Raw genomic sequence first — 7,975 nt, 5'->3', positions numbered from 1 at the left:
GCGCTGGAACAGCATCTCGCCGCAGCTCGGGCATTTGGTCCACAGATTGTCGGGCGTCTCCTTGACGCCGAGCATCGACTTGATCCGGGGACGGACGAAATTGGTGATCCAGTTCATAGGCGTCTTCCCTTAGCGGCGCGCGGCGCGGACCCCGGCGCCGATGCCGGCGACCGCGACGACGCGCGTGGCCCGCGCGAGGTTTCGCTCGTCGTACTCGTACAAGGTCGCGTAATCCTCCAACCGGGCGACCTTGTCAGCGGCTCGCTCGAAGCTGGGGATCTTGTGAGAATGCTCGGCGCAATAGCTGGGCAGCCGGATCGATCCGCTGCCACGCACCGCCATGTAGGCGCAGCCCGGCGCCACACAGGGGATCGTGGGTGTACCGCATGTCTCGCAGATGTAGGTCGGGAGTTTCAGCCCTTCCTGTTCGACCTTGACATGGTCGGAGTAGGTGAAGCACCCCGAGCACCAGTCGCTGAGGACCTCGTCACCCAACGAGTCGAGCAGGGGCGCGATGTTCTCGACCACTTCTTTGTGGACCTCTGCCTGCTTGCGATGGCTCTTCTGCTCCTCGGGGGTCGGAGCGAGACGGCCGAACTCCTTGTGCAGGGTAAAAGCCCAGGCATTCTCGACGAGGGCTAGGTTCCCCGTCATGCTGCTGTCGCCGTCGACGACTTTCGGCTGGATGTCGTTCGTCGACCCAGAGACAGTGAGGCGGTATCCCAGAGGGGACCGCACCTCGCAGGACGGGCCACCCCGGACCGCCGAGGAGAATTTCAGTGTCGCGCCTTGTGCCATGTGCTCGCCTTGTACTCGGGACCGCTACTCGCCGGTCGGAACATCTTGGGGTGAACAATAAGTTGTTTGTCTGACAACTGCCATTGCCTCGGCGATTACCCGGCTTCCACTCCGGACACGCCGGCGACGACCGGACGTGGGTCCCGCGGCCCTCGGGACACATGTCGCAGTGCCTCAAGGACTTTCGACTCATGCCGTCGTGGCCGGGCCACGGCAGGCTCGTTGTTATGACTGCGACAGATGTGATTTCACTGACGGAGAAGATGGACGGCAGCGACCTGCTGCGCGAGCTGGAGCCGCTGGCCGCCCGCGAGGTGGACCGCCATATGAAGGTGGCCGTTGACTGGATGCCCCACGACTACGTGCCGTGGGACTCCGGTCGCAACTTCGCCTTCCTCGGCGGCGAAGACTGGGACCCGACCCAGTCGGAGCTCTCCGAGACGGCCAAGGCCGCGATGATCACCAACCTGCTCACCGAGGACAACCTGCCGTCGTATCACCGCGTGATCGCGGAGAACTTCTCCCTCGACGACGCCTGGGGCTTCTGGGTGGGCCGGTGGACGGCCGAGGAGGCACGGCATTCGATCGTGATGCGCGACTACCTCGTCGTCACCCGCGGCGTCGACCCGGTGGAGCTGGAGAACACGCGCATGCTCCACATGACGCACGGCTACGACCCGCTCGACCATGCCCGCGAGGTGCACAAGCTGGAGCCCACGCTGCACCAGAACAGCGCCTTCGAGATGATCCTCTCGGTGGCTTACGTCAGCTTCCAGGAACTCGCGACGCGGGTCAGCCACCGCAACACCGGCAAGGCGTGCGGTGATCCGATCGCCGACCGCATGCTGCAGCGCGTGGCCGCCGACGAGCACCTGCACATGACCTTTTACCGCAACATCGTGTCCGCGGCCCTCGATGTCGTGCCCGACCTGGCGATGGCCGCGATCTACTCGATCGTGTCCAACTTCGCGATGCCTGGCGCGACCATGCCGAACTTCCGCCGCAACGCGGTGCTGATCGCCAAGGACGGCATCTACGACCTGCCGCAGCACCGCACCGACGTCCTGGCGCCGGTCCTGCGCAAGTGGCGGATCTTCGAGCGCGACGACTTCGGCCCCGTCGGCCAGTACTACCGCGAGGAGCTGGCCCGGTTCCTCAACGACCTCGACGCCAAGGTCGACAAGTTCGAGGCCTCCCGCGCGCGTGCACTCGAACGCATGCAGGACAAGGCCGACCGCGACCGCGCAGCCAAGCTCGGGGTCTGAGGCTGGGCGCCAGACTTATCGACACTTGGGTGGCCGGTAGGCTGTGCAGCTATGGCTGGCGACGAAACAAGCGCGGATTCCGTTCAACCGCGGGGCGGGCACTACTTGGCCGGCCTGCGGTTGGACGGGCGCAAGGTCGTCGTCGTGGGCGGCGGCCCGGTAGCCCAACGGCGGCTGCCCAACCTGCTCGCCGCGAACGCGAAGGTCGTCGTCGTCGCCGTCGATCCGACGCCGGCAGTCGAGGCCAACCCGCTCGTGGAAATTGTGCGGCGCCCGTACGCCGACGGTGACCTCGACGGTGCCTGGTATGCCATCGCCTGCACCGACGACCCCGACGTGAATGCGGCCGTCGTCGAGGAAGCGACGCGGCGCCGAGTCTTCTGCGTCCGAGCCGACGACGCCCGGCTCGGTACCGCGGTCACCCCGGCGAGCGGACGGTCAGGAACGTTGACCGTCGGTGTGCTGGGATCGGGCGATCATCGGCGCTCGGCGCGCGTACGCGACCGCTTGATGGCGGTTCTCGACGAGACGACCGGCGTCGACCCGTTGCCCGCCGAGCCGCACGCGCCGGGTGTCGCACTCGTCGGCGGTGGCCCCGGTGATGCTGACCTGATCACCGTGCGCGGCCGTGCTCTGCTCGCACGCGCCGACGTCGTCGTCGCCGATCGCCTGGCTCCGGCCGAGCTTTTGGCCGGTCTCGGGCCCGACGTCGAGGTGATCGACGCGGCCAAGGTGCCCTATGGGCGCGCCATGCGTCAAGAAGTCATCAACGACGTCCTCGTCGACCGGGCCAAGGCAGGCAAGTTCGTGGTCCGCCTCAAGGGTGGGGATCCCTATGTGTACGGCCGCGGCTTCGAGGAGCTGCAGGCATGCGTGGAAGCCGGCGTGCCGGTGACGGTCGTGCCGGGGGTGACCAGCGCGATCTCCGCGCCCGCCCTAGCCGGGATCCCGGTGACCCACCGCGGGGTCACGCACGAGGTCGTCATCGTCTCCGGGCACGTCGCGCCCGACCATCCCGACTCGCTCACCGATTGGTCGGCGCTGGCCCGGCTGCGCGGGACGATCGTGCTGATGATGGGCGTCGAACGGCTCGACGCCTTCGCCACTGTTCTCCTGGCGGGCGGACGGGATCCGCAGACCCCGGTCGCGATGATCGAGAACGCATCATTGTCGACGCAGCGTCTTCTGCGCGCCGATCTGGCGACAGCCGCGGCGGTCGCCGACAAAGAGGGGCTGACCCCGCCGGCTATAGTCGTGATCGGCGATGTGGCCGGTTTCACCGAAGGTTCCGCGGAATTGGCTTGACGCGACCGCGGCGCGGTACCTTCGTTTCACTATGAATTCACCTGCCGGTCCGATGGCGTATTCGGCCACTCCCGACGGCGGCCCCGATGGCACCTACAGCAAGGTGTTCGGCCCGCAGATCCTCGTCATCAGCGGAATGCAGCTGCTGATGGTGCTGGACGGGACGGTCGCCGCGCTCGCCCTCCCGCGCATCTCCAAGTCGATGCACCTGGACACCGCCACCGGGAACTGGATCATCACGGCTTACGTGTTGGCCTTCGGTGGCCTGATGCTGCTGGGCGGCCGCCTCGGTGACACCTACGGGCGCAAGAAGGTGTTCATCCTCGGCGTCCTGGCGTTCACCGTCTCCTCGCTGCTGTGCGGCCTCGCGCTGAACCCGGAGATGCTGATCGCTTTCCGCGCGCTGCAGGGTGCGTCGGCGGCGATCGCCGCCCCCACGGCCATGGCGCTGGTCGCGACGACCTTCGCGCCCGGCCAGGACCGCAGCCGCGCGTTCGCCATCTACGCCGCGATGACCGGCATCGGTTCGGTGGCCGGGCTGATCCTCGGCGGCGTGCTGACCGAGGTCGGCTGGCGGTTGGTGTTCCTGATCAACGTCCCGATCGGTTTCGCGGTTGCGGTCGGTGCGTGGGCGTTCCTGAAGGAGTCCCAGGGCGCCCGGCTGCGCCTAGACGTCCCTGGTGCACTCCTGGCGACGCTGGGCTGCACGCTGATCGTGTTCGGCGTCAACGCCGGTCCGGGCAGCGGGTGGGCCAGTCCGCTGGTCATCGGCACGTTGATCGGCGGCATCGCCGTCCTGATCGCGTTCGTGCTGATCGAGCGCAACGCCGATCACCCGATCCTGCCGTTCTCGATCTTCGACAACTCCAGCCGGGTCGCCGCGCTCATCGCGATCCTGTTCGCCAGCGCCATCATGATGTGCATGGCGGTGTTCATCTCGCTGTACCTGCAGTGGATCCTCGTCTACCAGCCGTGGCAGAGCGGCCTGGCCGTCGTCCCGTTCGCCTTCGGGTTCGGCATCGCCGCCGCGATCGCGTCCAACCTTTCGCTGCGCATGCAGCCGCGCTGGCTGGTCATTCTCGGTGGGGCGATCATCTTCCTCGGCTGCCTCTACGCCAGCTCGATGGCCAACTCCGATCCCGCGTACTTCCCGAAGATCTTCGTGCCCGTCCTGGTGATCGGATTCGGAGTTGGGTTGGCTGTCGTACCGCTGACATTGGCGGTGGTGGCCGGTGTCGGAGCGACGGAGATCGGGCCGCTGACCGCTGTCGCGCAGGTCGCCCAGCAGCTCGGTGGAGCCGTCGGCCTCGTCGCCGTCGGCGCATTCGCCACGTCGCGCACGTTGTCGATGGGCGGCGTCGCCGAGCCCGCGAAGAACATCACTCCCGGCCAGATCGACGCACTGGCCAGCGGCTACGGCCTCGCGTTCGCCGCCTGTGCGGGGATTGCGATCCTCGCTGGCGTCGTCGTGCTGTTCATGCGCTTCACCCCGGAAGAAGTCGCCGAGGGCCAGGCGGCCACCGAGGAAGAGCACTCGGGCACCGGTCCGATGAACCTGCAGGGCCCGGCGGGCTCCTGACTCCGTGCCCGCGTACCTCAGGTGAGCACGACGACGGTGCTGCGATCGGCGATCTCCACCCGTTGACCAGCGTCCGCGAGCACCCCGGCGACACTGTTGACATCGCCGACGCGGCGGCGGGTGCGCACCAGATCGCGCGCGACCAAGCCCTTGTAGTGCTTGTTGAAGTGGCTGACCACCGACCGTGAACCGTCGGGCTTCTCGGTCATCACGGTCACCGTCACCGCGCCCGGCACCTTCCCGAGGTTCTGATACACGCCCGACCGAAGATCGACGATGAAGTCGTCGATCCCGGCGAACACCTCGTGAAGCACCGGCTTCCAGGTGGTTGCCAGCGTCGGCTCGCCGGGAAGTTTGGACCCCCCCGAGAGCCGATAGGCGGGGATCTCGTCGCCCGCCCCGAGCACCCCGAACAGCGCCGATCCGATCAGCAGCCTCTCGAGCGCCTTGGCGCGCACCGCCCGCGTCATCCCGCGATAGTCGAGGGCGTCGTAGAGCACGCCGGTGTAGCGCTCGATCGCCGGACGCGTCGGGGCCTGCCACAGTTCGGCGTTGCGGTCGACCTCGGCAATCGCCGTCGCACCCAGGCCCAGGGCGGCGCGACTGGCGTCCAGGTCCGTGGACAGTTCTACGAGCGCGTCGACGAGATGGCGGCGCGTCGGGTTCGCCGACGGGAAGGACAGCGACTCCAGGCGCAGCGGGGCGCCGGCACCGCCGTCGGATTTGGTCTCCGAAGGGGGAAGGATCACGAGCACCCCAGCACCCTAGCGGGCGGCGCACCTCATTAAGCTGGGGCCTTGTGATCACCCGAATGTCGACGCTGTTCCTGCGCACCCTTCGAGACGACCCCGCCGACGCGGAGGTGCCGTCGCACAAACTGCTGGTGCGGGCCGGCTACATCCGGCGCGCTGCACCGGGCGTGTACGAGTGGCTGCCCCTGGGCCTGCGGGTGCTGCGCGCGATCGAGAACGTCGTGCGCGAGGAGATGAACGCGATCGGCGGGCAGGAGATCCTGCTGCCGGCGCTGCTGCCGCGCGAGCCCTACGAGACGACCGGCCGGTGGGACGAGTACGGCCAGGCGCTGTTCCGGCTGCAGGACCGCAAGGGTACCGACATGCTCCTGGGCCCCACGCACGAGGAACTGTTCACCCTGCTGGTGAAGGGGGAGTACTCGTCCTACAAGGACCTGCCGCTCACGCTGTACCAGATTCAGACCAAGTACCGCGACGAGGAGCGCCCCCGCGCCGGCATCCTGCGCGGGCGCGAGTTCGTGATGAAGGACTCGTACTCGTTCGACACCTCCGACGCGGGCTTGGAGGAGTCCTACCGGGCACATCGCGCCGCCTATCAGAAGATTTTCGGACGCCTGGGTATCGACTACGTCATCGTCGCCGCGACGTCCGGGGCGATGGGCGGGAGTGCCTCGGAGGAGTTCCTGGGGACCAGCGAGGTCGGTGAGGACACGTTCGTGCAGTGCCTCGAGTCCGGCTACGCCGCGAACGTCGAGGCCGTGGTGACCCCGCCGGGTGACGAGCGCAGCATCGAGGGCCTGCCGGCGGCGGTCGCGCACGACACCGGCGACACCCCGACCATCGCGACACTGGTCGACTGGGCCAATGGTGCACTCGACCGCGAGGTGACCGCGGCCGACACCCTCAAGAACGTGCTGGTGAAGATCCGCCGTCCCGGTGGCGAGTGGGAAATCACCGGGATCGGCGTGCCGGGTGACCGTGAGGTCGACTTCAAGCGCCTCGAGGCGTCGGTCGAGCCCGCCCAGGTGGAGCTGTTGACGGATGAGGACTTCGCCGCCAATCCGGCGCTGGTCCGCGGTTACATCGGCCCGAACGGCGTCAAGGCCGCCGGCGGCACCTACCTGGTGGACCCGCGCGTGGTCACCGGCACCGCGTGGATCACCGGCGCCGATGAGCCCGGCAAGCACGTGGTGGACCTCGTCGTCGGCCGCGACTTCACCCCGGACGGCACGATCGAGGCGGCCGAGGTCCGCGAGGGCGACCTTGCTCCGGACGGCGCCGGTGTCCTCGTCGCGGCCAAGGGCATCGAGATCGGTCACATCTTCCAGCTCGGGCGCAAGTACACCGATGCCTTTGAGCTCGACGTACTCGGCGAGGACGGCAAGCCGGTTCGTGTGACGATGGGCTCCTACGGTGTCGGTGTGTCGCGTCTGGTCGCGGTGATCGCCGAGCAGCGCCACGACGACAAGGGCCTGTGCTGGCCGCGTGAGGTCGCACCGTTCGACGTGCACGTCGTGATCGCCAACAAGGACGAGGCGGCGATCGCCGGGGCCCAAGATCTGGTAGCGCAGCTCGACGCCGCGGGCGTCGAGGTCCTCTTCGACGACCGCAAGGCGTCCCCGGGCGTGAAGTTCAAGGATGCCGAACTACTCGGCATGCCGACGGTGGTCGTCGTCGGGCGCGGATTCGCCGACGGCAAGGTCGAGGTCCGCGACCGTTCGACCGGTACGGCCGACGAGGTGCCGGTCGCCGGTGCCGTCGAGGCCATCCTGGCCGCTGTGCGCGGCTGAGTTACTTGGCCCGGGCGTCGCCCGGCAGCACGACGGCGGTCGGCGTGATGTCGGCGACGCCACGCCAGTAGACCGCGCGGATCGCCGACCCGGTCAGGCCGTCGACCCCGAGTTGGCGCTGCCCGTTGGTCTCGGCCTGTTCGACCAGCGCACGATGGGCCGACGAGGTGTCGTCCTCGGCGGCCACCGCCGCATGGGCGGCGGAGCGGACGTCGGTCACCGCTTGCGGCAGCCGGTACCCGGCGGCCGGTGCCGGGGCCTGACCGCCGGCTTTGACCAGTGCCGCGGCGAGAGCACTGCGCTGGACTCGGTGGGCGGCGATGTCGGCCGCGACCCGCCCGCGCACGTCGTTGCGGGTGAAGGCGGTCATCACTCCGTAGGTGAAGATCGCCGAATCTTCTGCGCGGATCGCTGCGCGCAACGCGTCGACGACGGTCATGACAGCAGTCCCGTCAGGCTGGCGACCGACGCCGAGATCGAGGCGGT

At 68.2% G+C, this 7,975-nt stretch carries 8 protein-coding genes; 4 read left to right on the top strand and 4 right to left on the bottom strand.

Translation table 11 applies throughout. The annotated features are described in order from the left end of the window. Positions 1 to 75 (bottom strand): hypothetical protein (locus B4L26_RS19125; protein ID WP_414651922.1); only part of this gene is annotated, 75 nt, incomplete at its 3' end. Between the two features lie 54 nt (positions 76 to 129). Next, positions 130 to 798 carry a hypothetical protein gene (locus B4L26_RS17550; protein ID WP_290720946.1) on the bottom strand — a complete coding sequence of 223 codons (669 nt, stop codon included), beginning with the start codon at positions 796 to 798 and terminating at the stop codon, positions 130 to 132. 227 nt (positions 799 to 1,025) lie between these two features. On the opposite strand from B4L26_RS17550, the gene B4L26_RS17545 reads away from it, so the two are divergent. Genes B4L26_RS17545 through B4L26_RS17535 form a run of 3 tightly spaced genes read left to right on the top strand, consistent with a single transcriptional unit; the run spans position 1,026 to position 4,947 of the window. Next, positions 1,026 to 2,063, top strand: a complete 1,038-nt coding sequence (locus B4L26_RS17545) for an acyl-ACP desaturase (RefSeq protein WP_290720944.1) — start codon at positions 1,026 to 1,028, stop codon at positions 2,061 to 2,063. Positions 2,064 to 2,114: 51 nt separating this feature from the next. Continuing rightward, positions 2,115 to 3,368: a uroporphyrinogen-III C-methyltransferase gene (gene cobA / locus B4L26_RS17540; protein WP_290720943.1), complete on the top strand. Its 1,254-nt coding sequence runs from the start codon at positions 2,115 to 2,117 to the stop codon at positions 3,366 to 3,368. 52 nt (positions 3,369 to 3,420) lie between these two features. Then, the gene (locus tag B4L26_RS17535) at positions 3,421 to 4,947 is read left to right on the top strand and encodes a DHA2 family efflux MFS transporter permease subunit (protein WP_290720952.1); all 1,527 of its coding nucleotides are present in this window, start codon (positions 3,421 to 3,423) and stop codon (positions 4,945 to 4,947) included. A gap of 17 nt (positions 4,948 to 4,964) precedes the next feature. Here the strand turns inward: B4L26_RS17535 and yaaA are convergent, their stop codons facing one another. Then, a complete protein-coding gene (yaaA, locus tag B4L26_RS17530; RefSeq protein WP_290720940.1) occupies positions 4,965 to 5,702 on the bottom strand; it encodes a peroxide stress protein YaaA in 738 nt (245 codons plus the stop codon). A 56-nt stretch (positions 5,703 to 5,758) separates the two neighbouring features. On the opposite strand from yaaA, the gene B4L26_RS17525 reads away from it, so the two are divergent. Next, positions 5,759 to 7,489 (top strand): proline--tRNA ligase, encoded by a 1,731-nt coding sequence (locus B4L26_RS17525; protein ID WP_290720951.1) that lies wholly within the window; start codon positions 5,759 to 5,761, stop codon positions 7,487 to 7,489. Position 7,490: 1 nt separating this feature from the next. On the opposite strand, the gene B4L26_RS17520 is transcribed toward B4L26_RS17525, so the two are convergent. Further along, positions 7,491 to 7,975, bottom strand: a 485-nt coding sequence (locus tag B4L26_RS17520) for a ferritin-like domain-containing protein (RefSeq protein ID WP_349680486.1), incomplete at its 5' end; no start/stop codon positions are given.

The sequence above is a fragment of the Gordonia sp. UBA7599 genome (genome assembly GCA_002477755.1).
Classification (GTDB): domain Bacteria; phylum Actinomycetota; class Actinomycetes; order Mycobacteriales; family Mycobacteriaceae; genus Gordonia.
The sequence above is the reverse complement of the archived record's forward strand: the minus strand, read 5'-3'. Positions and strand labels throughout refer to the sequence as shown.